Raw genomic sequence first — 22,985 nt, forward strand, 5'->3', positions numbered from 1 at the left:
GGAAACTTGCACAGGGCAATGGAACTGGGATCCCTCATAGAACCTCGCTCGCCTTACGAATGGCACTATGAAGTAGGAAGGACGCAAGCTGGGAAGGTATCTATTGCTCGCATCAAATCCATTGATTCTGCGAAGACAAGTTATCCGACAAGAAAAAGTAGGAACCGCACGTCGCCGGTGATATTTCTTCATGGACTCTCAGCGACCAAATCTTCGATGCTCAATCCGTTCGTACACATGGCTCGCTCTACCGAAGTCCACGCGATCGACCTCCCAGGACACGGGGAATCGGACAAGCCCCTCATAAGCTACACGCCGCTCTTTTTCGCCACCGAGCTTCTCCATTACATGGATGCCGAGGGCATCGAGAGGGCATCTCTCGTAGGCAACTCGTTAGGGGGCCGGATAGCTCTCGAGGCTGCCGCACATTGGCCAGATCGCGTCGATCGGCTAGTCTTGTACGCACCCGCGATGGCGCCGATCAAGGACCGTACACTTATCCCACTTCTTCGTCTCGTGCCCTCGTATGTGGGAATGATCCCAGGCGTCTTCTCTCGGCGGCGAGCCGAGATCGTGGTCAACACTTTTCTCGGGAAGTCCACTCTTACAAGCCGGCCCTTGCTAGAGGCAGCCATCGACGACTTTTTGCGTATCTACAGCTCACCCTCTGCTCGGCAGGCTCTTTACAGCTCGCTTAGGGGCTATCTTTTGGCTGAGCCGTTCGGCAAAAACGGTTTCTGGGACAGCCTAGAGCGAGTAGAGGCTCCGGCGCTGTTTATCTGGGGCCGACATGATCCGCTCATCTCTTGGAAGTATTCGCGGGCCACGTCACGGTCCATAAGACACTCGGTTTCGGTCATATACGAGGATGGCGGCCACGTACCTCAGCTTGAGCACTCTGAACGCACCAATAGAATTACTGAAGACTTTCTCTTGAGGGGAGTCATCCCCGACGATTCTCCACAACTCACGATCTGGCGGGGCTGACAATCCCCACAAACGCTGCGAACCTCTCGCTCTCGCTAGCTTGTAAAGAGACAAAGCGACTATTATTTGCTACGCATCTCACCCGGGTGCTAGTAGCGTCCGCGATCACACGAGGATCACTATTTGCCCCGGAAGATGCTGTCAGAAAACGGAAGGCGTTTAGCTAGTGACCCTGCCCAGCACCTTAACTAACTAAAGACGTAGGTAAGGAAACTGGGCTACAGGCGCGAGCTAACGGCGAGACCCTGAAAGGAGCGACAATGGCAGACAAGTACGAGTTCCTATCCGACGGCTGGATCGAGGCTGTAAAAAAAATCACCGAGGAATCCTCCGGAGACGCTGCAGCGAGTGCAGCCGGTATTGATCTCAAGCTCAACCAGACTGTGACAGACGTTCCCGAGTCCGCCGGCGGCGGAGAGAAGAAGCTCCACATGGTCATCTCAGGCGGTAAGTTCGAGTGGGGGCTGGACCACATCGACAACGCCGATGCGACTATCATCACCGACTACGAGACAGCAAAGCAGATTTTCGTGGCCAACGATCCCCAAGCGGGAATGCAGGCTTTCATGGCGGGAAAGCTGAGGATCGAGGGCGACATGACCAAGCTCATGGCTCTCCAGCAGGGAGGTGGTCCCATTGGTGGCGGTGAGATTGGGAAAAAGATTGCCGAGATTACGGCATGAGTCTGCCTAATCCTTAGCATCATCTGTATGCAGAAGTGGTAGCGGATGGCTGTTGAAGGCTCGGTGCCGAGAGGGGGCGGGGTTCTCTTGTAGCACAGGAGGATTTCCGCTCCCCGCTCTCGCAAAGCTCAACTCTAGAGCTCCATCCAGCTAGTGCAACCGCTCCATCGCCTCTGGTCCGATTGGGCCGCCTTTTCTTAGTAAAATCGCGCTATTTTCGCAGGATCTTGGAAACCGGACACAATTCACCCCTGGTAGATGCCGAACAATACGGGAGATGCCAGAGGACGTCTGAAGTCGAGGGAAACCACTGGCAGCAAATCAACTAGGCTAGGGGTGGTAGAAAGTCGTGAAGGTTGCACGACCATCGCTTAGGCATAGCTTCAACGTCCACCAGCTACTACGAATACCATCCGCAGTTGGGCTCTCGCTTATCGTTTCGCTGCTAACTCCCGTCACAGCGGCGGCATCTTGGGGAATTGTCGTTGGCACTGGCCCTACAGCGATAGCCGTCGATCCAGCAACCGGATACTCGTATGCAATATCCAACGATTGGACTCTAAAGACGATTGGCCCCGCCCCATCGTTTCAAGTGATGGCAACAGCGACTCTTACGCAACGTCCGAGCGACATCGCTGTCGCTACGGCTTATGGAAAGGTATATGTCGCTGTGCCCAGGTCTCAGCTTGTCGCCGTGTTCAACACCAATGGCAACCCCATTGGCCAGATAGGTATGGGTAGGAAGAGCAAACCCACATTTCTCGCCATTGACCAAACAAAAGGACTTTTATATGTAGCGAACCAGCAGGAAAAACGGATTGCCATCGTAGATATGGCGACGGATGCGGTTCTAAGTCGATATGCAGCCAACGTAGCTGCCGACGGTTTTGGATTTCATCCTACGCTGAGAAGAATCTACGTCTCTGACATTCAGTCCCAGACTGTGCAAGCCTTTGACCCCGATACGGGAACACAAGTCGGGGTAGTCACGGTTCCGTCTGGAGCTTCACTTCTGTTTGTGGACGCAAATAGAAACAGGCTCTATGTATCGCTGCCTGCTGTTCCAGCAGTTGCGGTACTCGATGCCTCTACTCTAGCGGTGTTAACAACGCTTCCCACGCCTACGGCCCCGACAGGCTTTGCGCTAGATGCCCTCAACGACAGGTTGGTCGTCAGCTATTCAGGTAGCTCGACAGTTGGCATTTGGGATGCCAACACCCTTACCGAACTGAAACGGGCGGCCGTTGGGCCAAGCCCAGCAGGATGTGCTTGGATTCCAGGTACGTCCACAGCGCTCGTCGCCAATAGTGGCTCTAACACGGTGACGGTCATCGACACATTGGTAGGGGCGATAGTCGGAGTAGCTTCCACACTAGACAGGCCTGCCTCGGGCACTACTTTTTGACCCGACCACCGGGTATCTCTTTGTCAGTGGCATGTTTACCTCGAACCTTTTAGTTATCAACACCGCTACCAATTCGATCATTGACCGAATCCCCGTGGGCCCAGAGACGGCCGGGCTCGCGCTCGACAACGCACGAGGCCTCCTCTATGTTGCGACCGAAAGCAGCAGCGAGGTAAAAGCAGTGAGTATTTCGTCCCGGACGATAGTGGCATCCACGACACTAGGCGGTAAGCCGCTCGGTGTCGCTTATTCTTCAAGTTCCGGGAGAGTTCTGGTGGCCAACTTTGATCTGGGCCAGGTGCACGTGTTGAATGGCGGTACTCTTACCCCAGCAGGAAACATCACGTTTGGATGGCCTGTACACACGGTGAGAGCAGACGGAAATAGAATCTCCGTTGCTTCCTGGGAAGGAAGCTCCAACTGGGTTCTTGACGCTGGGTCTCTCGCCGTTCTAGAACAAAAAACATATCTTTCTCCCGTCGACTTTGCAATCGACGCCACCAATGGCTTCCTCTACCAGATTTCATTTGAGACCAACACGGTGGTACGCGCGGTGCTCCCCTGAAGTTGACTGCGATAGGCTCTCGCTCGCCTTTTCTGCGGAGACTCTCTCGTCCTCCAAATTGCCTCTCACCGGGCTTTGTGCGCGCCGTTCAGAGAGTACTTTTACAGCACGTCTCGGTGGATACGTAAAGCCGGGATAGACCCCTGGTCGGGACGGCGGGATTTGAACCCGCGACCTCAGCGTCCCGAACGCTGCGCGCTAACCAAACTGCGCCACGTCCCGCGGTTTTACACAGTAACCAGGTAAAAGCTTCTGTGGTAGCTCAATTCGTCCATTAGCTGGTGCGAGGAGCGGTAATCGAGGCAGCCGCTGGACTGTTCGCCTTTCGACGGATAAGCCGCCGGACAGCCCGCTCTAAAGATCCAGGCTCGAAGGGTTTTACTATCGCTTCGTCTGCTCCCATCTTCTTACAAATCCAAGAGTCGGCAGGCCTGTCTAGAAGGCAAAGGATCGGGGTAGATGCCACTTTGTCGTCTAGCTCGTTTCTCACCTCGGCCACGACTGCCGGCGCGCCCATCGAGCCGATCTGCATGTCGACAAGCAATACCCCCACCTTACCCTCTATTACACTCCTGACCGCCTCGCGTCCCGAGTCGACAACCTCCATTTCATATTCGTCGCTTTCTAACTCCGAGGAGACGTCCTCTACTACCCAAGGAGAGTCGGTCGCCAGGAGTATGCGGGTTCTAGCCATCCTCCCCGTCCTCATCTCTCGCTTAGATGACTTCGTTGCGGGCAAATCGCTGGTATCAAGCTCCACAGCCGCAGTTTTCTCCAGATCTGCTCGAAGCCTCCGGAGGTATCGAGTAAATTTCCCCAGCTACCCCGGGATCTACAAAGGGCTGCTCAAGAGAGATGCCAGCTTATCTCGGCGCCGGTGCACGCTCCAACACAAAGGCGTAAGATCTCTCTAGGGGTGTGAGTATGTTCGCTTCGAGATTAGACTTCAAAGATGACAATACAATCATCTGGTCTTGCGTGGGTGCTCTCGACACTTACTCTGCTAGCCTCGCGAAGGCAGACGCAGCCTCTCTCCCTAGCTGTGAAACCCTCGTTGTAGATCTCAGCAGATGCAGTTTCGTAGACAGCGGTGGACTCAGGATCGTAGAGGAAGCAGCTGCCAACTGTGATGCCACTAGGGTAGTGGTAAGAACCTGTAATCCTGGCATTTGGGATCTCTTACGCATCGCTGGTTTGGACCGAATCTTCGAGGTAGAGATCGTCGATCCAGATGAGCTGGGAAGCCGCATAAGCAGGATGAGAACCGCCAGAGCTACCAAGGGAACCAGCTATATGCGCTCCGAGCCCTCGAGGATTGCACCTACGCCTCAGACTACGCGGTAGACGCTTTGAGCCGATGCGCGAATGCGCGTACGGGCATGGCTACGAGGCGTCCGGGAGAAGCTCAAGAGCGCACATACCTAGAACTAGAACGCACGCATCAGGGAAACAGATACCACTCAAGCTCTCGCAGGTCGGCCAAGTCAGCCACGTCGTGCGGAAGTACTGGCACCACGACAACTGGTGCCGGAGCACACAAGCCCGCTAGCTCCGCGAGGTTCTCCGCTTCTCCGTCAGAGATCGCGTCCAGCGTATGCAACACTTCATACGCCTTTGCCAAGCGACTGCTGGCCTCTCCCAACCCAGAAAGAGCCGAGGCCCTCCCAGTCGCTACCCCTACTTCCAGAGAAGAGAAACGGGGATGCATGCGATTGACAATTAGAGCAGAAATTTCGTGTCCCCCTTCCCGAAGTCGCCGGGCGAAATACGAGGACTCCTCTGCCGCATCCTTCCGAGGAGAAGAAACGAGAACGTATGCCGTCGTTTCTGCCCGCATGAGGGCCGAGACAGCACGTGCTCGTTCCTTGAAGCCATCGTACATCCCCTCAAAGGCAGAGAAGAACTCAGCAGCGTCGTCGATTACATTAGAGCCGATGGCCTTCGCTACCATCTTCATGACCCCTCTGCCAGCCGCTCCCACAACTCGCAAATACACCCCGGTGGGCGCAAGGAAATACCTAAAAACCCGGGCATCCAAAAACGTGACGAGTCGCTGTGGAGCTTCCAAAAGGTCCAGAGCGTTCCGAGAAGGCGGGGTGTCCACAACGACCAGATCAAAGTGGTACGAGTTGGTTAGCTCGAACAACTTCTCCATCGCCATGTACTCCTGGGTCCCGGAAAGAAACTCGGCGATGTTCTGGTAGAACCGGTTGGAGACTATTCGCTCAGCCTGCTCTTCACTCCGGGCGTACCTTTTGACTAAAGCATCGAATGTAGCCTTGGCATCGAGCATGAGAGCGAAAAAGCGTCCACTGGCGTCTTCGTCTCTATCCGCGGCCCACTCTTGTCGAGGTATTTCGTGAGGATCGTTACTCAGCGTGGCAAGTCCCAGCGCGTTAGCGAGCCTACGGGCTGGGTCAACAGTCACCACACACGCGGTCGCTCCCTTGCGAGCAGCGTGTAGAGCAAGCGTCGCAGAGATCGATGTTTTCCCGACTCCTCCCGGCCCACACGTGAACACAACCCTCGAGTGCTGGACAAGTCGCTCCAAAGCCTCCAATGGTCCGACAGTCTCGTCTCTGGGAATAATGTCGGAATGCGACGACAATCCTTCGCCAGTAGCCCCAGGCGCTACTGAATCCGTAATCATCTTGGCCCTACCTCCCTCCGGCCTTTTTCGCTCACTTCTAAACAGCTGCCTTTAGTCCGGAGACGATAGCTGAGGCCAAAACTTCTATCTCGGCCTGGGATACCTCGGTAGTGAATAAGAAAGGAAGCTCCACAGTAGGCAACCCTAGCTTCTCTGCGACCCTCGCCTTTTCTGCCTGTTGCATCCGGTACCTGTCAGCTAAGAACGCTGTCGCCGCAGCCATTCCCTCCGCTACCTCGACTTCGAGCTCTACCCCGATTTCTTTGGCGGCCTCCAAAAGTTCATCCGGCCGCAAAACCTCGCCAGGTGTCGGATAACATCCGTTAACGAAGACTACGCCCAGTCGACAGCCAGTGCGCTCGACGACCTTCTCTGCTGCCTCGATAGCCTCATTGACCGGAGTCTCCTCGGGAAGCGTCACAACATGCACGACAGTCAGCTCGTGGTCGCCCAAGAGATTGAGGACCTCCGTTGCCTGCTCGAAAAGGGGGCCCATCCTCACGGCGTTTTTTATACCGAGGGGAGATGACAGAAACGTCACCGCGTGTCCCGCAGCGGGAGGGTCCAATACGATCACATCGTAAGGTCGCTCGTACTTCCGGTTCCTATACACGAGCTGTTTGACCTTGCCCAGAATTAGAACGTCTTTTATCCCTGGAATGGTGGTCGAGACATACTCCAGCAGCCCCGCCCTAACTAAATACTTCGACAGCTTTAACATCGAGTGATCTTCGAGGTACTGGACGAGGGCCTCGTCTGGTTTGATGGTCCTGGCCCACAGATGAGGTCGAAGCAGGACCTCATCGTACCCTAGCGCACCGCGGGCGAACATCGCGCCTAGGCTGCTCTTTCCCTCTGTTTCGCAGATAAGGGTGTCGAGGCCACGATTGGAAGCTGCGGTGCCAAGCGCTGCAGCCACGGTGGTTTTGCCGACTCCACCCTTTCCAAGCAGTATGTGTAGGCGGGGTTGTAAAAACTCATCTATGTCCATAAGGAGAATGATAAAGGTGGCAGAGTCCGCCCGAAGAATGCGTCGGCATCCTATATTCGAAAAACCCTTGGCGTCAGCGTGCGTGCTTTGTGGCGCAGGGGTACTGGCCGTAATAGTTATCCTCTCCTTCGAACCGCTCTCAGCTATTGCGCAGCCTTTGAAATCGCCCGTTGCTGAACTGCCAATTGAGGCGACGCAGTCGAATGCGGGCAAAACGGTGGGGTCTTCAGCTACTCAATCCGAGGGCTCTATCCACGTCGTCGGAGTCGAGGGCCCACTCGACGAGATCAACCGCCGCTTTTTGAGTCAGCGCCTTCAGGTGGCGGCGACTACCGGAGCTCAGTTGGTACTGGTGCAAATTGACTCGCCTGGGGTGCTAGGAGGTAGCTGGGATTCTATCCGGGAGCTCGTCGAAGGTATCAGAAGCTCGCAAGTGCCGGTGGCCTTCTGGATAGGCCCCGCCGGCTCTAGTGTAGAGCGGGGCGCTTTTTGGCTGTATCTCGCAGGACACATAAAAGGCGTCTCTCCGGCATCGCAGGCGGGTTCAGCTCTCCCAGCTGAGCTGCGCCCTCCTAACGATGGCGAGACGCTACGTGCTGAGCGATCTTTCCTTGCTACTGCGTTTCCCGGACTTCCCGAATCTGTCTTCGAAACCACGCTGTCAGCAGAGGAACTCACGGTCACTGGATTGGCGGACTTTGTGGCTCCGACGCTCGGAGATGCTATCGTCAGCTTAGACGGAATCAGCGTCACGGTCGCAGCTGCACGTGGGGAGAATCGAGTAAAGACGCTTCACACGGCCCAGGTCGTCACTCCCGAAATTGGCCCCCCCTCCAGACAACCCTCTGTCGAGATCCTTTTTTACAGGTTGGGTTTCTTTCAGCGGATCCTGCACTCATCGGCCGCGCCGCCCGTGGCCTACATGCTGATTTTGGCAGCCATCCTTCTCTTAGCCTTGGAGTTCTATACAGCGGGCATAGGCATCGTGGCATTGCTAGGGGGGATATGCCTGCTCATCGGCGGTTACGGCTTGGGAACGGCAGGGCCCAACTGGATTGCGCTCGCAGGACTTGGGGCATCCGTTCCCCTCTTTGCATCCGACATTCAAAAAGGTATCCGGTCGTTTGCCACGATCGGAGGAGTAGCAGCAACGGCTGTGGCACTTGCAGCAGCATCCTTCCAAGGCCCCCCAACACTGAGACTTCCGCTTTGGCTGTCTATCCTTTTGGGCTCTGGCTACCTGATAGGGTGGCGGCTGGGCGTCGTGGTAATGGTGCGGACAAGATTTTGGGCACCTGTTATCGCCAGAGAAAAACTCATTGGCGCAAAGGGCACTGTTAGGGATCCCCTCGACCCGCAAGGTGTCGTTGCCATAGAGGGAGGGAAATTTTCTGCAATATCAGCTAACGAAAACATCCCCAGGGGAGAGGAAGTTATAGTGTCGGGAATCTCTGGATGGAAGCTAGTGGTAGAAAAAGCAACAAATCTAAAAACAATGAGCGATTCTTCACAAGAATGACGTCCTTGTAATTACACGTGTGTACTAAAAAAACTACCTTCTTCCTCTGGATTCCAAAGCGGCTATTTGATAGGCTTAGCTAACCCCGACAATCGCAAATTACCAGCATATGGGGAGAGTTGGGGGTAAGCCTCACCGGGGGGAGGCGGTTATCCGGGTACTTTGACAACCGAAGTCCACACTTTATGTATGTGGATTGGATTCGCGGAGAGGCAGATGACAATTGGCAACAACTCACCAGAGGACTTCTGGCAAGCTAGAGCTGCATGTCGGGGGCAACACGCGTATTTGTTTTTTCCTCCGAATCACTTTGAACGGAAACACGAAAAACTACAGCGGGAAGCAGCTGCCAAAGCTATTTGCCGAACGTGCCCCGTGATTGACGAGTGTCGGGAATATGCCCTTGCAATAAGAGAACCCCACGGAATCTGGGGGGGACTAACCGAAGCAGAGCGCAAAGAAATTCTCGCTAAGCGCCACATCGCTAGCTGATCTTCGACCTGATATACAACCGCCCCGCGGCCAACCTGTAGCTGGTAAAGGCCGACTGGGCTCGCCCCCGACTACCTGAAGCAAAGCGCTAGCCGCTTTACCTTTCGTCCAACTAGAGGTGCTCCAGGCATCGAAATGATGCAACAATTGTCCGGTCTGAATTTCACACCCACGATAAACCGAACAGGCCGACCCGGGACTGACTTCGGATGTCCGGAGCGTTGGGACCAGGAGCCTTGGGACCAATAGATCTTTGTACGAGGCTCCGCCCGAGAAACTTTTCCACTCTGGACCACGAGTTCGGAGTTAGGACTCGACGATACATAGAAACAATTCAACGACAGGGAAAGGTAACTCCGCCGAGAGCACTTTTATATGGCTGGAAACGACGAGTACCACCTTGAGTGGAAAACGTGCATAGTCGAAGGGCGAAAGGCCGCCTACGGGGAGGCTGGCGCCGGAGAACCCCTTCTATTCCTTCACGGATGGGGTTTAGGACAACACTCCTACAAGCGAGCCATGAAACGCCTGTTGAGACTGGATGTTCGCGTTATTGCGCCTGCCCTTCCTGGCTTCGGAGGCACAGAGGACTTGCCAAAAGAAAGCTTTTCCATGGAGGGATACGGGGATTGGGTCGCTTCCTTTTTGCACGCCATCGGAGTGGTCGATCCCGTTATGGTCGTAGGCCACTCCTTTGGCGGCGGGGTGGCGATTTCGTTTGCCCACCGCCACACTTACAGCGTGCGCCTACTCGTCTTGGTCAACTCGATCGGTGGATCCGTATGGGCGCAAAAGGACTCCGTAGTCAAATCGATGAAAGAGCGACCCTTGTGGGACTGGGGTATACATTTCCCAGCAGACGTACTTCCCGTCCGACAGATTACGAAGGTGTTGCCCGTGATCCTGGAAGATGCCATCCCGAACCTCTTGCGAAATCCAATGGCTCTGTGGAAAGTAGGCAATTTGGCACGCCAAGCAGATCTCCGCAAAGAGCTCCAGGAGCTGAGAGATAAAAATGTGCCCCTAGTGATTCTTTGGGGGAAAGGAGACCGAATTATCACCCAGGAGGCCTTCGAGGACTTGTGTAGGGCAGCCAAGATCGAGGGGGACGTGGTTTCGGGAGGACACACCTGGCTGTTAGCGGATCCCGATGCCTTTGGCGAAGTTATGACGAATGTTGTGGCGGTAGCCCGCGTCGCCAACCGAATAAAGCCATCGAGCCAGAAAGCCAAAACAGGAGCAGCATCAACGTCCAGCATGTGAAACGACTGCCGGTCGACCATCCCATAGCTGATCACGTTCATTAGTGAGGAGAACTAGGTGAGCGATCCATCAAATTCGGTCCCAATTAGACCGGCCTCCACAGTTGTGATGCTAAGAAAGGCTCGGGTGCCGCCCTCTCCAGGGCCTCTCGAGACTGACGCCCGCGATGAGCCTTTCGAGGTGTTTATGGTACGGCGAAGCTTTCGGAGCGAATTCGTGGGTGGCGCATACGTGTTTCCGGGAGGTGCTGTGGACTCCTCCGACTCGGACCTCTCGGCCTTCTTCCTCGGGCTGAGCGATGAGGATGCCTCTGCCCGCCTTGCGCTCGATCACGGGGGCCTGCGGTGGTACGCAGCCGCTGCGAGAGAGCTTTTCGAGGAAGCCGGGGTTCTGCTAGCCGCACACGCCAATAGTGCTCCCATAGATCCGTCTTCGGACCCAGGTCTGGCATCACAGCTCGTCGAGTGGCGTAGGAGGCTCAACGCCAAGGAAGCGACCTTTGCCGATGTGCTAGAGGCACTGGGCGTCTTCCTCGACATCAACCAGCTTCACTTTTTCTCGCATTGGGTCACCCCGCCAGGACAGCCCAGGCGATACGACACAAGATTTTTTTTGTGCGAGATGCCCGCCGCGCAGAAACCTCTCCACGACGGGGTAGAGACCACCGACAGCCTTTGGATCACTCCTCGAGATGCCCTGCAGGCCGCAACAGAAGGAAGAATGACGATCATCTTCCCCACTCTAAAAAATTTGGAACTGCTAGCGTCGAGAGGGGGAATCAAACAAACTATTGCCTGGGCCAAGCAGCACACTCCCAGAGTCGTAAAGCCACGAGTCGCTATGGAGGAAGGCTTTGTCAGAATTCTGATCCCTGGAGATCCGGGGTACGAAGATGCCGAGGAAGTGAATTGATTTTCTCTCTACATCAAGACGCCACACATCAGGCGAGCCCACAACATCAACCCGATCAAGAGAATCTGGGTCGCATCCGTCAGGTACCGAATGGAACTGGACCGACCTGGGGGACTAGAGGAATACGCGGATGGAACGAGAGCAATCATCCTTTGGCTGCCTCCGTCCCTCAACAGGTAGGACCTGGGATCCTAAGAGTCTTGGCTCCTAACCCAGGCGTTATGACAGGTCCAGGAACCAACACGTACATAATCACCTCGTCAAGCGAGGCCGCGGTCGTGGATCCCGGGCCAGCAGATGCGCGTCATCTAGAAGCGATCGCCTCTGCTCTCGGAGGCCGCAAATGCACTGCAATCCTCTTGACCCACCATCACGTGGATCATGTCGAAGGAGCCTCGCGATTGGGAAAGCTTCTTGGCGCACCGCTGGCGGGGTACCCATCCAAGCTACAAGTGGACATTCATCTACATGACGGATCGTGCCTCACCGTTGGCGGCGAGCGCGACATAGTGGCGGTGCATACCCCAGGACACGCCTCCGACCACCTCTGTTTTCTCATCTACTCGTCAGGCATAGTACTTACAGGTGATCACCTAATGGGGGGAAACACCTCTGTGATAGCCCCGCCGGATGGAAACATGGGCCAGTACGTCCGGTCTCTTCAAAAACTAAAAGACATGAATCCCCGCTATGCTCTTCCCGGTCATGGTCAGCCCTTACCTGATCCTATTGAAGCGATCGAGTGGTACGTTCAACATCGTATGGAGCGAGAAGCAGCAATCTTAGGAGTGCTCGCCTCCCAAATGAATAAGTGCTGGACGATCCAGGACATCGTGGAAGTCGTTTACAAAGATGTTCCGCCTTCTGCTCATAAAATCGCCCAGTACTCGGTCTGGGCCCACCTGCTCAAGCTAGAAGAAGAAGGGAGGGTACGAGCACTTGGAGAAGAAGGTCTCCAATCCTTGTGGCAGCTCACCCAGAACCCGACTTAGCAGAGCGAGTAGGCGGCAAAGGCCCAAGGGCGGAGAGTCCGCCATACCTCACCTCTCCCCTGCTTCTATTGTTTTCCTGGGCGTGTTCTTTGCAACGGTAGCTGGAGTGGTGGCATGGCTCATTACCTATGGAGGCGTCAGCCCGCAAGAGCGTGCTCGCCGAGAAATAGAAAAGCCTATCGGGCCATTGCCAACTGGGGAGCCTCCTCCGATAGCTGCGGCTGGCCGTGTAATCTATGAAAGAAACTGCATGTCATGTCATGGGAGCCGCCTCTCTGGAGGAATCGCTCCCAGCTTGAGGGCCCGCCGATACGACTCATCCAGATGGACGGATCAGGACCTCGCGAACGTAATTTATGCAGGCTCGGGAAGCATGCCTGCCTTCAAAAACACGCTCTCCGGAGGCGAGATCGTAGCCGTGGTGAGCTACATTCGGTGGGAGCAGGGGCTGCCCCTTCCAGAGGGAGTCCGCAATCTACCTCCAGAGAGCATAACGCCGTAACGATTTCGACCATTCAACCAGAGGGTAGGAGATAGCGTTGAGCGACCACCCCCACACATCTGAGGGCACCTCCGATCGCTCCTTGGAACCGGAGGGTGTTTTGGAGCTAGCCCCGTCCGAAGCCCAAGGACAAGAAAAGAGTAAACCTGAGATCCACCCTTCTTCGAGTCCGCCGTCCAATTCGTCAAAGCCATCGCTTCTAAAAACCCTTGCCTTTGTTTCACTGATTGTTTTCGTCTTCGTCGCAGTCGCCACAGCTACTGCGGTGGCAGTGATGGCCCGCAGAGGAACACTGACTCTTCCTTGGGAGAGCAGATCTCCTCGATCAACGGCGTCTCCGAGTGGATCTCCTTCTGGAACCGATACTGACGCGGCTCGCCCTCGTGTGCCTCCAACAGGGACCATCGGGACCCTAAGAGGTGGAGCGCCTCTCGGTGGAAACGAGAACCAGACAGGCGAATTCGAAAGCGAACTCGGATACATGACTCGGATTCCGCCAGGATGGACAGTGACTCAGAAGGCCAGAATAGGAAGCGCAGACTCGGAGATCGACGTTTTTACCAACGGACGAGAGGGCGATGACTACGCTGTGATTCAGGTCTTGAGCCTGCAGTCTCCAGGCCTCGATCCATTGGCTGCAGCGTCCCAAGTAGCTACGAAAGCCTCTTCGCAGCAGGGATACTCGATCATGGTACAACCGCAAAAAACGAAATTCGCAAAATTCGATGCTGCGTCTTTTAGGGCATACGCTGTCCAGAGCGGCTTTCCCTTGATTGTAGAGGTGTACGTAGTCGCAGGACCGGAGGGTCAGTTGCTACAGGTTCAGTTCGCATCCAGCCTCGAGGGAATTATCAAGCAAGCATCCGCTTTCTCGGCTTTCCAGGAGCGATTCGAATTTGCATCCGTTCGACCCTGAGAACTTCCGAGGCGACTGCCAGTCCTCGATTGCGATAGGCTATCTTTGGCTAGGACGGATGTGCCGCCGCAAAATTTCAACCGCTGAGGCTCGAAAACGGAGAGCGACCGAAAGTCTTCAAAGGAGAAATTATGTCGGATTACAAGCTGTACATAGGAGGAGAGTGGGTAGAGGCGGAGAGCGGAAAGTCGTTCGAGACTATAGATCCCTCTACCGGAGAGCCCTTTGCCACAATTGCCAGAGGTGACAGGGCCGACGCTGCCAAAGCAATTGACGCGGCGTATGAATGTTTCCGTTCCGGAGTTTGGTCGAGCATGCCCGGCGCAAAGAGGGCAGACATACTTGATCAAATAGCCGACAACATCTCTAAGAACAGTCAAACTCTGGCGCAACTCGAGTCAAAAGACTCGGGGGGAACCATTCGCAAAGCGCAACTCGCCGACGTAACCGGGGCTTCTCAGGCATTTCAGTTTTTCGCCCGAATGGCGCGAGAAATCCCCGACATCGAACCACAGGAGCCATCCTCTATTCCTGTTCCATCGGATAACTACGTGCGACGGGAGCCCTATGGTGTCTGCTCGGGGATCGTGCCGTGGAACTTCCCTCTTCTGATGGCAGCTTGGAAGATTGCACCCGCCATAGCGGCCGGTAACACAGTGGTCTTGAAGCCAGCAAGCTACACTTCTATAACGGCTCTCGAGCTGGCAAAGCTCATCGACCAAACAGATATTCCCAAAGGAGTTGTGAACGTTGTAGCCGGCCCCGGCGGAGCCGTCGGAGAAGAGCTGGCCTCCAACCCGAAGGTAGCAAAAGTTGCATTCACGGGATCCACAGAGGTTGGGAGGCGCATCATGCAGCTCGCCTCGACGACGGTAAAGAAGTGCACATTGGAACTGGGCGGTAAATCCCCTGCCCTTGTCACAGACGACGCCGACCTCGATTTGGCTGCGTCGGGGGTCCTGTGGGGCACGTTCTTCCACTGTGGACAGGTCTGCGAGTCTGGTACTAGGGCGCTCGTGTATGAGTCGGTATATGACGAGTTTCTCTCGATGCTCGTGGACCGAGCTGGAAAGCTCAAGATCGGGCCGGCCGGCGACTTCTCCACGGATTTGGGGCCTCTGGTCTCTGCCCAGCAGCTAGAGACAGTTGAGCGCTACGTTTCCATTGGCAACAACGAAGGTGCCAAGCTAGTCTGTGGCGGAAAGCGAGCAGAGGTTCCGGGTCACGAGGGGGGCTACTACTACCAACCCACGATATTTGCGGACGTAGATAACAAGATGAAAATCGCCCAAGAGGAGATATTCGGGCCGGTTCTCTCGGTTATCAAGGTCAGAGACGACGACCATGCTATAGAAGTCGCCAACGACTCCATCTATGGGCTCGCAGGCGCCGTGTGGTGTAGGGATCGGCAACGAGCCGAAACCTTGGCGGCACGAATCGAGAGCGGAACGGTCTGGATCAACGACCACCATCTCATCAACGCCAAGTACCCCTTTGGGGGTTATAAGCAGAGCGGCATAGGGCGGGAGCTAGGCAAGTACGGGTACGATGAATATCGCCAGATAAAACACGTCCACATAGACAAGTCTGGAAACAAAAGTTCTCACATGCACTTTGGCGTGCTCTCTCCGACGCTTGTGCAGTAATACCGGGTGCGATCAAGATAGCGTTCCATCCCATGGATGCCGGCATCCGCAGCAGATCGGAGGTCGCATGAAGGTATCAGCTACCGACAAAGCCTTACGAGTGATAAATGAAGTCAAGTCCGTGCGATCGGGAAGGCTCGTGATCACCTTGGGAACTGGGTGTTGCGAGTCTACTGCTCCATTTCTATACGAGGACTTTGATCCGGGCCCTGACGCTAAAAAAGTCGGTGACATAGCTGGCGTTGAGGTGTATGCGCCTGGGTGGCTCGCCGACCTCTACGAGGGAGACGAGATGGTTATAGATGCCGATACCGAGGTGATTACGGAGAGTTTTAGCATAGAGACCGTGATCGACGCACGTCTCAAGCTAGAAATCCCGGAGCGAGAACTTCCCAAGCCCTGATTTTTCCGCAGAACAATTTTCACTTTCGTGCCTGCACTGGAAGCAAAAGGGGTCCGCAAGGTCTATAGGGGCCTGGCTGAAGATGTGGAGGCCCTGAAGGGCATCGACCTATTGGTGGAGCCGGGCGAGTTCGTTGCTGTCATGGGTCCCTCTGGGTCCGGTAAAACAACTCTACTCAACTGTCTCTCCGGCCTTGACACAATCGACGAGGGCCAGGTACGCGTGGAAGGAGTAGACATCCACGCGCTTTCGGACAAAGCGCTCTCCAAATTCCGCGCAATGAAAATTGGCTTTGTATTTCAGTCGTTCAACCTAATACCGGAGTTCAGTGCTGTCGAGAACGTAGAGCTTCCTCTACTGCTTGCAGGAAAGAGTCCGGCTGAAGCCCGCAAGTCGGCCGTGGCCATCTTGGAGAAATTGGGGATGTCAAAACGGCTCGGCCACAGACCATCGGAACTCTCTGGAGGAGAACAACAGCGTGTGGCTATCGCACGTGCGCTTGTCAGCTCGCCCGCGATCGTATGGGCTGACGAGCCAACGGGGAACCTCGACTCCGAGAACTCCAAAGCCGTTCTCCGCCTGTTGCGCCATGCCAACTCAGAGGGACACACCGTGGTTATGGTGACTCACGACAGAGAGGTGGCATCGGTAGCAAAGCGCCTCGTGCAGATGCGAGACGGGCGAATTCTCTCCGACGAACCAATCACTCACTGACTTAGCCCGCTCCGTCGGTTAGGTGCGTTCTCAAGCGCCACACGCGCCAAGTAAGCGAGCAGCACTCGACGGGATACGAAACGGATGTAGGCCGACTTGAGAGTACCTAAACAGGTTTAACCGCAAGCTGGGACACGCGTGCTGTGCACGAAGAATCGTCTATTGGAACGAGTAGCTCACAACAGATTTTGTCGGCAATAGCAGTGATAGCTTTTGCGGCGGGCGAGTCCGGCTTTGACAAAACAAGCGGCTTTCCTGTGTCCGCCGCTTCCATCAGCGCCGGATCTAGAGGAACTTTGCCCAGCAGTGGAACTCCAAGATCGCCGGCCAGCCTCGATCCACCTCCGCTCCCAAAAATCTCGTACTCTGCCCCGTGCTCGCACACGAAAGCAGACATGTTCTCGACGACTCCTAAGATGTGAAGGTAAGACCGTCGTGCCATGTTGGCCGCTCTAGAAGCGACTTTCATTGCGCTTAGTTGGGGTGTCGTAACTACGACCACTTCTGCGTTCGGGAGCAACCTCGCCAATGCCATCTGGATGTCGCCTGTTCCAGGGGGGAGATCAACAACCATGTACTCCATGGCACCCCACCGCACATCCTTCAAGAACTGCTCGAAGGCGCGCGATAGGACGAGCCCTCGCCACATGAGCGCTCGATCTTCACTCTCTACCAAAAGGCCAGTGGAGGCCAGCTTGATCGACCCTGTTCCCACCTCGAGGATGTGTGGGTGAATCTTTCCATCCTTGCCGCCCAACCTAGCCGACGCCCCCAACATCCTCGGAATCGAGAAACCCCATATGTCCGCATCGAGCAGTCCAACCGTGTATCCCCGGGACGCTAAAGAGCATGCTAGATTCACCGACAGGGTCGACTTTCCTACCCCGCCCTTGCCGGAGGAGACCGCTATTACATGGCAAGATGGCGGCACCTCCGTCGCTTCCGGATTGTCATGACGCAGCTTCCGTACGCGGTCCATGACTATAGATCTTTCCTCGGGCGACATCTCGGCCATCACAACCTCAACCTCCCGCACGCCTTCGAGAGAGGCCACCCTTGACTTGACGGCCTGCTCAATGGGCCCACGAAGAGGACATCCCGCTATTGTCAGGGCGACGCTTACGATAGCCTTTCCATCTTCTAGCTTCGCACCCTTGAACATGCCCGCCTCAACGATGTCCACTCCGAGCTCGGGGTCGACAACAGAGCGAAGCACATCCTTGACTTTTTCTCCGAAGCTAGCTTCTCGCTGTCCCATTGCTGTGCCGTTCCTGTCGCCTATGTCGATTGCAAGGTTGCGCTTGCGAGTTGACTCTGGTGTATCCCTTCTGGGCTTAGAACCCGACCGCACTCGTTCGCGGTTTGCTACAATAAATACAGGATATTCCGTGTAAATTTATACTACGGCGCCGTCGAGGAGTGATCAAAAGGGAAGTGCCAACCAAAACCGCAGCCGAACACACCCGATCGGAGGCATTCCGGGTACTAAAGGCCCTGGCAGATCAGACGCGCTTCGAGATCTACTGCCTCGTCCAAGCCTCTCCCACCCCTGTCTCGGTTCAGCAGATAGCTGAGAAGCTTGGGATCCACCCCAACACCGCCCGGCCACATCTTGACCGGCTGAAGGAGGCGGGACTCGTCGTGACGGAGCCAGAGCTCTCCGGAAAGGTCGGAAGGCCGATCCACCTTTACTCCGCGACCTCGTACCGGCCCACTGCATTGATTGGCGATAGGGTTCTGCGGATCCTGCGAGGAGTGATTCGTGACACTCTCGCCGAGCTCATATCCGAGTACAGGGTGAGCCCTCAGGAAGCGTACGAGCTAGGCAAGATTTGGGGCCGCCAGATCCGAAAGAGCGCTGAAGGAGAGCGGCCTGCCAGTCAGCCTCCCCGGCGGGCAAAAAGCTCTCAGAATGTTCCACATGAGAGGAGCGTAACTCAGCTCCAACTGGGGCGGAGATCCATGGCTGCCATTTCGGAAGATCTCGAGTTGCTGGGCTTTGAGCCTTCCGTTGAGGGTAGCGACGATGAACAAGTGGTCTTTTTTGGAGACTGCCCCTATCGCGACTTGGCCCTTGCAGCGCCCGAGATCGTGTGTACGGTGCACAGGGCTATATGCGAGGAAAGTCTCGGCTCAGTTGGGGAGGGCATCAAAATAGCGCAGTTTCACTCAATTGAATCCGGTGAGCCGTGTCGAGCCATTCTCAAAGGGCCCGGACCCGATAGTTTCGTTTTACACTCCCGTACTGACGATGCAGAGACGGTAAAATCACGTAAAAGGCGGAAGAATTCAGAGTTTTCCGACGGTTCGTCAAAGAAAAATGGGAGGTAGGTGATGATACTTCTCACCGAGCCTGCGGCCAGAAAAGTAAAAGAGCTGATGAGCCAGGAGGGTCGACCGGACCTGGCGCTGCGAGTAGCGGTGAGACCAGGTGGATGCTCGGGCTTTACCTATGAAATGTACTTCGATAGCGACATTGGCGAAGACGATGAGGTCGTTGAGGTACACGGCGTTAAGGTCGCCGTAGACAAGATAAGCTCCAAATTTCTAGACGGAGCATCGCTGGATTACCGGGAAGGTCTAATGGATGCGGGCTTTACCTTGGACAACCCCAACGCGCAGCGAACCTGTGGCTGCGGACAATCATTCAGCTAGGGGTAAACCACCCTTGACATAGCCCGCCGAGCAACGTAGCGACTCTTAACGAGAGATAGGCTGGGCCGACCTCAGAATCCCCTCGACCTCCCTACGCTCGGAGTCCCACTGGTCTTGAGGAGCGGCATAAACCACGTAAACCACGCGATTGTTGAGCGGGACAACGGCTACCGCTTCATTGAAGTACTCTCCCGCCATCGACCGCTCGGCAACAAAACTCACACCCTTCGAGCCGAACACTTCCACTTCGCTACGCCCCTGCAGCCTGGTGTCGTTCGAGAGCGAATAGACCAAGGCCAGTTCCTGAGCATCATCCGCAGCGACCTGCGGAGACGAGGTGTCGGTGGCTACAGCTTTAGAGAGTATCGCTAGTCTAGTACTGTCTTTTACGAACACAAGCGAAGGCTCGGCTCCCCAGCTCAGAATCTTCGAAGTTACGACAAAGTAAGATGGCCACTCGGTGCTGGATCTCACATCTCGCCATCGGTCAGAGACCTCAAAGGAGAAACCGATCTTCTCTGCAGCATCACGGGTGGACTTGGGCCGCATCGACAGCCCCGCTACAACCAAACCAATGACGACCATGGCCACTCCGATGGCGACGATACCCTGTATCCCCAGCTTCTCTCGAGCTCTACAGAGAGGCAAAACAAACCGATCGGGTACCCACTGGCGGATCCTCTGCGACCACGACAACTTCCCCTCCCATAGGACCGCCTCTCGACCCGTGTCTTCGGTTTTGCGATTCAGCAAGAATCGCTTTTTATACACAGCGGCCCGCTTGGGATGGGCTCTGTGTTCAGTCCGAGATCTGTGTCTTTTTAGCGGCGAAAGAATCGAGGCAGTGTTGGATTGCGTCTTTACGCGCTCCTCCTCGTCCAGATGGCTATCACCCAACTCAGATCGTCCTCCAGCAGGCGCCGAGTCACCTTCCAGGGCTCCAACTTCGGAAGGACTGCTAGAGGGTTCGCGCTTTCCAAACAGGGTTTTCGCCAGAATCGAGGGATGCTTGCCACGGGCGATGCGCCTAGCATCGTCGCTGCTGCGTCGAGAACCCCTGGATTGCCCTCGCCTCCGGTATTCTCCTCGGCCCGTTACGATCCCGACGAGCGGAGCATGGCACTCTCCGCAGATGACGGACACGGACGCGTTGTCAAAGCCGCACTCGGGGCAGACAACAGACCCGTTTTGCGAATCAGGCGCGCCTTTTTCTTCGTCTTTACCGGAGCCTTTGGGCACCGATAACCGCCCTTCTGAAGCAGAGCTCACCCAAGTACCAAAAAATCAGCGGCTAACCTATCCAGCGTACTCGGCTTTGGAGTGGTAACTTCGTCAACCGGAACACTAGGCTCGCGCTGATTCCCGGAAGACTTACGAATATTGTTGTACGAAGATTAGAGGTCACCACCATGGCCCGCCTTTCGAGCGCAGTTCGGTTCAAGCTAAGAGTAATAACGATCGTAGGAGCTGTGTGGCTAGGCGTCGTACTCGCCATTATGTTGTGGCCGAAATTTCCGGTTGGAAACTGTCCAGACTCCCCACCGGACACAGCTTACGTATGTAGAGTGGGCTATAACGACGATTACGACCGTGCAGTGACCCGCAGAGACCTTCTTGTAGGCCTAGAGACGGGGATTTTGCTGGGAGTAGGAGCCATACTCTGGCTTCTTCAGCAGCCTGGAGAGACTCTCCTCTCTGGACGCCCTATAACCAGGCGACAGGCATCCACGCTCTCCAGCAATGAAAGCTCAAGAGTCCATATGTCCGAAAAGAATGACACATGAACAAGCGAACGATAAGCGTGCGTCTTCCCAAGGCTGGGCCGTACTCTCCGGGCGTGATAGCCGGAGACCTGGTCTTCGTCTCCGGTCAGGTCGGCTTTTCCCCTGCCACCGGCCGGCTCGTAGAAGGAGGGGTCGAAAAGGAGCTTCGTCAGGCATTTGCAAATGCCCAAGAAGTGCTCGCCGAGGCCCAATGCAAACTCTCGGACGTAGTTAAGGTCACAGTGTTTGTCACTGATTTATCGCAGTTTCCGGTAGTCAACAAGGTGTTCGAAGAGATCTTCCCATCTGAAGCCCCTGCCAGAACGACAGTAGAGGTCTCAGCATTGCCGTTGGGTGCCGCGGTGGAGGTGGATATCGTTGCGGCCATTCCCTCAGGATAAGAGTGGTTGCCAACACAACGACGTAGCGGGGCCGGTACCAAGGAGGCCGGCCCCCAAATGGTACCCCCACGAAAACTCACATTAGGTGAAGGATACAAGGACTAGAGATGGGAGACGTCTAATGGGACCGATTCTTGTAGTGATGTGGCTTGTTGTCGTGCTTCCGTGCGCTATCTTTGCGGCAGGATTTCTGGCGTCTAGTGCCCTTGAAGTCCTTATGCGCCGACTCGCTGGTACGGTCACGGCATCCGAATCTCACAACTGACCAAGAGCCAACATGAATTTGCTTGTAGGCGCAGCCCGCATTTTCCTGGGCTCGGTTCTGTTGGTAGCTGGAGTCGCCAAAGCCAGAGACAGAGAATCTTTCCGCAAAGCCGTAGTTTACTTCGGCGCTAATTCAGCTGCTATCCGCACGGCAGCGTCGTACGCGGTCCCCACATTCGAGATAGCCGTTGGCTTCATCCTAATAACAGGAATTGCGTGGCGTGCTGCCTCTGTCGCCGCAACGGGAGCCCTCGTGTCGTTCACCCTTGCTGTGGTAGTGCGTTTGGTTACGCAAGGCGAGGCGAAGTGTGCGTGCTTTGGATCGCTGCTCCGCAGCCGTATAGGCCCTGCCACTCTCGTGCGCAATCTCGTGCTGATCTCGCTTGGGATCGTTGTTTTTCTCGCTGGGCCAGGAAGTCCAGTGATCAAACTCCCGGGGTCTTCGTAGCACTCACGTCAAGTCTGTGGCCGCCTTCCAGCAGTGGATCCTTGAGGGGAGGCTACCCCGCCCCATCGGACGTTACCGAACCGATACCCAACAGAACGAACGGTCTGGATCAAATTGGCGTGTTCTTCGCCAAGTTTTGCTCTAAGCCTCCTCACATGGACATCCACGGTCCTAGCTCCGCCGTAATAGTCATAGCCCCACACACGGTTCAAAAGCGTCTCTCTTGTGAAAACCTTTCCAGGATTGGAAGCAAAAAATCGCAGAAGCTCGTATTCCATGTAGGTGAGATCTAGAGGTCTTCCTGCTATGGCGGCCTGATATGTCTCGGTGTTGAGAGCGAGAGGTCCATAGGTGATGATCTCACTATCGCGGCTCTGGTTTTTGCGAGTCAAAAGAATCTTGATTCTTGAGTCAAGCTCATAAGGGTCCACCGGAACGCACACGAATTCGTCGAACAGATCCGTTCTAGAGTGGAGCTCCGCAAGACGATCCCTCTCGGCCACCACCACAATCGACACGTTCATAAATTCATTTGCCCTCACGGATCTGCAGAATCCGAAAGCACCTTCGGCACTGGTTTCGACTATGCAAACTGAAAAGCTATCGCTATCCGTACTCGAGGAAACCTCGTCGAGAGAGGAAGCTGGAGTCCATGCTAGTCCTAAGTGCTCTAGCGCCTGTACGAGTGAGTTCATCGGCGTGCTGGGGTAAACAAGACAGGGTTCCATTCCTCTAGAGCCTCTCGCTTCTGGTCGCTCCCAAAAGCTTACGTTTGCCGGCAGCTTTCGTTATCCCAGCGAAACAGCCGTTTCTT

26 protein-coding genes and 1 tRNA gene are annotated in these 22,985 nt (G+C 55.5%); 20 read left to right on the top strand and 7 right to left on the bottom strand.

The features are described 5' to 3' along the window. From C4318_04465 to C4318_04480, 4 genes are all read left to right on the top strand, one after another. A partial coding sequence (locus C4318_04465) for a hypothetical protein (GenBank protein MER3454396.1) occupies nucleotides 1-987 on the top strand: 987 nt, incomplete at its 5' end. Nucleotides 988-1,247: 260 nt separating this feature from the next. Continuing rightward, on the top strand, nucleotides 1,248-1,670 hold the full coding sequence (locus tag C4318_04470) for an SCP-2 sterol transfer family protein (protein MER3454397.1): 423 nt from the start codon (nucleotides 1,248-1,250) through the stop codon (nucleotides 1,668-1,670). A 349-nt stretch (nucleotides 1,671-2,019) separates the two neighbouring features. Further along, nucleotides 2,020-3,075 (top strand): hypothetical protein, encoded by a 1,056-nt coding sequence (locus C4318_04475; GenBank protein MER3454398.1) that lies wholly within the window; start codon nucleotides 2,020-2,022, stop codon nucleotides 3,073-3,075. 31 nt (nucleotides 3,076-3,106) lie between these two features. Then, a complete protein-coding gene (locus tag C4318_04480; GenBank protein ID MER3454399.1) occupies nucleotides 3,107-3,640 on the top strand; it encodes a hypothetical protein in 534 nt (177 codons plus the stop codon). 144 nt (nucleotides 3,641-3,784) lie between these two features. On the opposite strand, the gene C4318_04485 is transcribed toward C4318_04480, so the two are convergent. Further along, nucleotides 3,785-3,862: transfer RNA gene (locus C4318_04485), tRNA-Pro, on the bottom strand. A gap of 52 nt (nucleotides 3,863-3,914) precedes the next feature. Beyond that, on the bottom strand, nucleotides 3,915-4,400 hold the full coding sequence (locus tag C4318_04490) for a hypothetical protein (GenBank protein ID MER3454400.1): 486 nt from the start codon (nucleotides 4,398-4,400) through the stop codon (nucleotides 3,915-3,917). Nucleotides 4,401-4,564: 164 nt separating this feature from the next. Between C4318_04490 and C4318_04495 the strand changes: the two genes are divergently transcribed. Then, nucleotides 4,565-4,984 carry a hypothetical protein gene (locus C4318_04495; protein ID MER3454401.1) on the top strand — a complete coding sequence of 140 codons (420 nt, stop codon included), beginning with the start codon at nucleotides 4,565-4,567 and terminating at the stop codon, nucleotides 4,982-4,984. Nucleotides 4,985-5,081: 97 nt separating this feature from the next. On the opposite strand, the gene C4318_04500 is transcribed toward C4318_04495, so the two are convergent. Together C4318_04500 and C4318_04505 are read right to left on the bottom strand one after the other, a co-directional pair. After that, the gene (locus C4318_04500; protein MER3454402.1) at nucleotides 5,082-6,290 is read right to left on the bottom strand and encodes a hypothetical protein; all 1,209 of its coding nucleotides are present in this window, start codon (nucleotides 6,288-6,290) and stop codon (nucleotides 5,082-5,084) included. A 37-nt stretch (nucleotides 6,291-6,327) separates the two neighbouring features. Beyond that, the gene (locus C4318_04505; protein MER3454403.1) at nucleotides 6,328-7,281 is read right to left on the bottom strand and encodes a hypothetical protein; all 954 of its coding nucleotides are present in this window, start codon (nucleotides 7,279-7,281) and stop codon (nucleotides 6,328-6,330) included. Here C4318_04505 and C4318_04510 point away from each other — a divergent pair. The 10 genes from C4318_04510 to C4318_04555 all read left to right on the top strand — a co-directional run bounded on the left by C4318_04510 (nucleotide 7,178) and on the right by C4318_04555 (nucleotide 16,640). After that, nucleotides 7,178-8,800 carry a hypothetical protein gene (locus C4318_04510; protein ID MER3454404.1) on the top strand — a complete coding sequence of 541 codons (1,623 nt, stop codon included), beginning with the start codon at nucleotides 7,178-7,180 and terminating at the stop codon, nucleotides 8,798-8,800. The genes C4318_04505 and C4318_04510 overlap by 104 nt on opposite strands. 216 nt (nucleotides 8,801-9,016) lie before the next feature. Beyond that, the gene (locus tag C4318_04515) at nucleotides 9,017-9,292 is read left to right on the top strand and encodes a WhiB family transcriptional regulator (protein ID MER3454405.1); all 276 of its coding nucleotides are present in this window, start codon (nucleotides 9,017-9,019) and stop codon (nucleotides 9,290-9,292) included. Between the two features lie 375 nt (nucleotides 9,293-9,667). After that, on the top strand, nucleotides 9,668-10,555 hold the full coding sequence (locus C4318_04520) for an alpha/beta hydrolase (protein ID MER3454406.1): 888 nt from the start codon (nucleotides 9,668-9,670) through the stop codon (nucleotides 10,553-10,555). 57 nt (nucleotides 10,556-10,612) lie between these two features. Continuing rightward, entirely contained in the window at nucleotides 10,613-11,467 is an 855-nt protein-coding gene (locus C4318_04525) for a hypothetical protein (protein MER3454407.1), read from the top strand. Then, nucleotides 11,464-12,459, top strand: coding sequence for an MBL fold metallo-hydrolase (locus C4318_04530; GenBank protein MER3454408.1), 996 nt, complete (start codon nucleotides 11,464-11,466; stop codon nucleotides 12,457-12,459). Before C4318_04525 ends, C4318_04530 begins: the two co-directional genes overlap by 4 nt. A 106-nt stretch (nucleotides 12,460-12,565) precedes the next feature. Then, entirely contained in the window at nucleotides 12,566-12,961 is a 396-nt protein-coding gene (locus C4318_04535; protein MER3454409.1) for a hypothetical protein, read from the top strand. A gap of 37 nt (nucleotides 12,962-12,998) precedes the next feature. Beyond that, nucleotides 12,999-13,877, top strand: a complete 879-nt coding sequence (locus C4318_04540) for a hypothetical protein (GenBank protein ID MER3454410.1) — start codon at nucleotides 12,999-13,001, stop codon at nucleotides 13,875-13,877. A gap of 131 nt (nucleotides 13,878-14,008) precedes the next feature. Continuing rightward, complete coding sequence (locus C4318_04545) at nucleotides 14,009-15,523, top strand: aldehyde dehydrogenase (protein ID MER3454411.1); 1,515 nt, start codon at nucleotides 14,009-14,011, stop codon at nucleotides 15,521-15,523. Between the two features lie 67 nt (nucleotides 15,524-15,590). After that, nucleotides 15,591-15,926, top strand: a complete 336-nt coding sequence (locus C4318_04550) for a hypothetical protein (GenBank protein MER3454412.1) — start codon at nucleotides 15,591-15,593, stop codon at nucleotides 15,924-15,926. A 15-nt stretch (nucleotides 15,927-15,941) separates the two neighbouring features. Then, nucleotides 15,942-16,640, top strand: coding sequence for a macrolide ABC transporter ATP-binding protein (locus tag C4318_04555; protein ID MER3454413.1), 699 nt, complete (start codon nucleotides 15,942-15,944; stop codon nucleotides 16,638-16,640). Between the two features lie 106 nt (nucleotides 16,641-16,746). Here the strand turns inward: C4318_04555 and C4318_04560 are convergent, their stop codons facing one another. Then, nucleotides 16,747-17,991 (bottom strand): hypothetical protein, encoded by a 1,245-nt coding sequence (locus tag C4318_04560; GenBank protein ID MER3454414.1) that lies wholly within the window; start codon nucleotides 17,989-17,991, stop codon nucleotides 16,747-16,749. Nucleotides 17,992-18,014: 23 nt separating this feature from the next. Here C4318_04560 and C4318_04565 point away from each other — a divergent pair, with 23 nt between their 5' ends. Continuing rightward, entirely contained in the window at nucleotides 18,015-18,971 is a 957-nt protein-coding gene (locus C4318_04565; GenBank protein ID MER3454415.1) for a hypothetical protein, read from the top strand. A gap of 3 nt (nucleotides 18,972-18,974) precedes the next feature. Then, nucleotides 18,975-19,295, top strand: coding sequence for an iron-sulfur cluster insertion protein ErpA (locus C4318_04570; GenBank protein ID MER3454416.1), 321 nt, complete (start codon nucleotides 18,975-18,977; stop codon nucleotides 19,293-19,295). 45 nt (nucleotides 19,296-19,340) lie between these two features. Here C4318_04570 and C4318_04575 read toward each other — a convergent pair whose 3' ends face one another. Then, the gene (locus C4318_04575) at nucleotides 19,341-20,534 is read right to left on the bottom strand and encodes a hypothetical protein (protein MER3454417.1); all 1,194 of its coding nucleotides are present in this window, start codon (nucleotides 20,532-20,534) and stop codon (nucleotides 19,341-19,343) included. A gap of 170 nt (nucleotides 20,535-20,704) precedes the next feature. Between C4318_04575 and C4318_04580 the strand changes: the two genes are divergently transcribed. The 3 genes from C4318_04580 to C4318_04590 all read left to right on the top strand — a co-directional run bounded on the left by C4318_04580 (nucleotide 20,705) and on the right by C4318_04590 (nucleotide 22,171). Next, nucleotides 20,705-21,079, top strand: a complete 375-nt coding sequence (locus C4318_04580) for a hypothetical protein (GenBank protein MER3454418.1) — start codon at nucleotides 20,705-20,707, stop codon at nucleotides 21,077-21,079. Then, a complete protein-coding gene (locus C4318_04585; GenBank protein MER3454419.1) occupies nucleotides 21,076-21,459 on the top strand; it encodes a reactive intermediate/imine deaminase in 384 nt (127 codons plus the stop codon). The genes C4318_04580 and C4318_04585 overlap by 4 nt, the downstream gene beginning before the upstream one ends. Nucleotides 21,460-21,736: 277 nt before the next feature. Further along, nucleotides 21,737-22,171, top strand: a complete 435-nt coding sequence (locus C4318_04590; protein ID MER3454420.1) for a hypothetical protein — start codon at nucleotides 21,737-21,739, stop codon at nucleotides 22,169-22,171. An 8-nt stretch (nucleotides 22,172-22,179) separates the two neighbouring features. On the opposite strand, the gene C4318_04595 is transcribed toward C4318_04590, so the two are convergent. Beyond that, nucleotides 22,180-22,899 (bottom strand): GlnR family transcriptional regulator, encoded by a 720-nt coding sequence (locus C4318_04595; protein MER3454421.1) that lies wholly within the window; start codon nucleotides 22,897-22,899, stop codon nucleotides 22,180-22,182. Nucleotides 22,900-22,985: the final 86 nt, after the last annotated feature.

It is taken from the genome of Acidimicrobiia bacterium (assembly GCA_040289475.1).
GTDB lineage: Bacteria > Actinomycetota > Acidimicrobiia > ATN3 > PSLF01 > PSLF01.

Bases quoted from the DNA above. Each gene is read 5' to 3' on its own strand.
- C4318_04585 (MER3454419.1), top strand. From the start codon at position 21,076: ATGAACAAGCGAACGATAAGCGTGCGTCTTCCCAAGGCTGGGCCGTAC.
- C4318_04500 (MER3454402.1), bottom strand. From the start codon at position 6,290: ATGATTACGGATTCAGTAGCGCCTGGGGCTACTGGCGAAGGATTGTCG.
- C4318_04520 (MER3454406.1), top strand. From the start codon at position 9,668: ATGGCTGGAAACGACGAGTACCACCTTGAGTGGAAAACGTGCATAGTC.
- C4318_04545 (MER3454411.1), top strand. From the start codon at position 14,009: ATGTCGGATTACAAGCTGTACATAGGAGGAGAGTGGGTAGAGGCGGAG.
- C4318_04595 (MER3454421.1), bottom strand. From the start codon at position 22,899: ATGGAACCCTGTCTTGTTTACCCCAGCACGCCGATGAACTCACTCGTA.
- C4318_04505 (MER3454403.1), bottom strand. From the start codon at position 7,281: ATGGACATAGATGAGTTTTTACAACCCCGCCTACACATACTGCTTGGA.
- C4318_04590 (MER3454420.1), top strand. From the start codon at position 21,737: ATGAATTTGCTTGTAGGCGCAGCCCGCATTTTCCTGGGCTCGGTTCTG.
- C4318_04495 (MER3454401.1), top strand. From the start codon at position 4,565: ATGTTCGCTTCGAGATTAGACTTCAAAGATGACAATACAATCATCTGG.
- C4318_04570 (MER3454416.1), top strand. From the start codon at position 18,975: ATGATACTTCTCACCGAGCCTGCGGCCAGAAAAGTAAAAGAGCTGATG.
- C4318_04470 (MER3454397.1), top strand. From the start codon at position 1,248: ATGGCAGACAAGTACGAGTTCCTATCCGACGGCTGGATCGAGGCTGTA.
- C4318_04550 (MER3454412.1), top strand. From the start codon at position 15,591: ATGAAGGTATCAGCTACCGACAAAGCCTTACGAGTGATAAATGAAGTC.
- C4318_04515 (MER3454405.1), top strand. From the start codon at position 9,017: ATGACAATTGGCAACAACTCACCAGAGGACTTCTGGCAAGCTAGAGCT.
- C4318_04580 (MER3454418.1), top strand. From the start codon at position 20,705: ATGGCCCGCCTTTCGAGCGCAGTTCGGTTCAAGCTAAGAGTAATAACG.
- C4318_04480 (MER3454399.1), top strand. From the start codon at position 3,107: ATGTTTACCTCGAACCTTTTAGTTATCAACACCGCTACCAATTCGATC.